The sequence below is a fragment of the Promicromonospora kroppenstedtii DSM 19349 genome (assembly GCF_000515355.1).
GTDB classification, from domain to species: domain Bacteria; phylum Actinomycetota; class Actinomycetes; order Actinomycetales; family Cellulomonadaceae; genus Promicromonospora; species Promicromonospora kroppenstedtii.
The window spans coordinates 1,570-3,184 of the sequence record NZ_KI911711.1; the positions used below are offsets into that span (position 1 = coordinate 1,570).

Consider the following 1,615-nt stretch of genomic DNA (forward strand, 5'->3'; position numbering starts at 1 on the left):
CGGGCGCGGCCGGCAGTTCCTGGTGGCTCGCTGCCGGCGCCACCGTGCCCGGTGACGCCATGCCGTTCGGGATGCTCGTCGTCACGGTCGGCTCAGGGCTCGTTGGCCTCGCCGCGGGGCTCCTGGCCGGCATCGGCCCGGCCGCGCTGCGCGGCGTCGCGCTCGCCCTTCCGGTGGTGCTCCTGGACGGCTGGCTCTGGGGCCTCCTGCCCGGCAACGACGTCTCCCCGATCGGCTCGTGGTGGGTGCTCGCGACGGCGCTCGGCGTTGCGTTCGGGCTCTGCGTGGACGGCAAGCCCCTCGATCTGCTCGGCTGGCTGCCCGCCGCGGGCACCGTGTGGGTGCTGCAGTCCGCCGGCCCCGCCCTGCTGACCGTGCAGGAGAACATCTGGCCGGGCTCGGCGCTCACCGAGAACCCGCTGTCGGCCGCCGGTATCGCGGGCCGCGAGATCGCCTCCGCCGCTCTGACGACCGAGGGGCACCAGCTCGGTGCCTGGGTGGTGGCGCTGCTGCTCGGCGCGGCCATCGCGGCGCTGCGGCTGTCGCGGGAGGCCGGGGACGAGAGCGGACTGTCCGAGGCCTGGGCCTGACCGCAGCACCCCTGCTGATTTCGATCCGGTAAATTTCACCCGCAACCGGACATCCTCCCTGTTCGGCACCAGTCGTCTCACCCTAGGTTTGCCCCAGTTCAGGGGCAATCAGCCCCTGTGCGAACAATGGGGGCATACATGAAAAGGAAGTCCTTCGTCGGCGCCGCCACCTCCGCGGCGCTCGTCGTGGTGGCCCTGACGGCCGCGGCGCCGGGCGCGCAGGCCGCGACGAGCGATCCCCTCCGGGACAGGCAGTGGGGCCTGGACCAGATCAACGCCGAGACGGCCTGGCAGGCCAGCACCGGCGAGGGCGTGGTGGTGGCCGTGGTCGACACGGGCGTCGACCTCGACCAGCCCGACCTGGCGGGCCAGCTCCTGCCGGGCGCCACCTTCACCGGCTGCGCGGACGTCCGCCCGTGCGGCGACGGGGACTTCCGCGGCCCCGACGGCGCCAACGACGGCGACGAGCACGGCACGCACGTGGCAGGCATCGTGGCCGCCGCGACGGACAACGGCATCGGCGTCGCCGGCGTCGCTCCGGACGCCAAGATCCTCCCGGTCAAGGTGCTCGAGGCAGGCACGGGGTCGTCGCGGGACATCGCGGACGGCATCCGCTGGGCGGCCGACCACGGCGCCGACGTCATCAACCTCTCCCTGGGCTCCGGCCTGGGCGGGCAGCTGCTGACGATCATCGGCGTCGACACCCTGATGCGCGACGCCATCGCGTACGCCCGCGAGCAGGGCGCCCTGACGGTGGCGGCGGCCGGCAACTCGTCGACCCCGCTCTGCAGCGACCCGGCGTTCACCAGCGCCGCGATCTGCGTCGGGGCCACCGACTCGGCGGGCCTGCACTCCTACTACTCGGAGCTGCCGGTCAAGCTCGACCTGAAGAGCGTCTCGGCGCCCGGCGGGTCGGGCGGGCTGACCGGCTGCGACGGCGACGTCTGGTCCACGGTCCCCGAGGGCACCGGTTCCGACACCTGCGCGGGCGGCAGCTACGACGCCTACGCGGGCACATCCATGGC

Annotated in this window: 1 protein-coding gene and 1 pseudogene; both read left to right on the forward strand. The window is 73.7% G+C overall.

Going from position 1 to position 1,615, the window contains the following annotated elements; genetic code table 11:
* Window positions 1-590 (forward strand): annotated as a pseudogene (locus tag PROKR_RS20110) (hypothetical protein); the annotation flags it as partial.
* A 138-nt stretch (window positions 591-728) separates the two neighbouring features.
* On the forward strand, window positions 729-1,615 hold an 887-nt coding region (locus PROKR_RS20115), incomplete at its 3' end, for a S8 family serine peptidase (protein ID WP_036966358.1).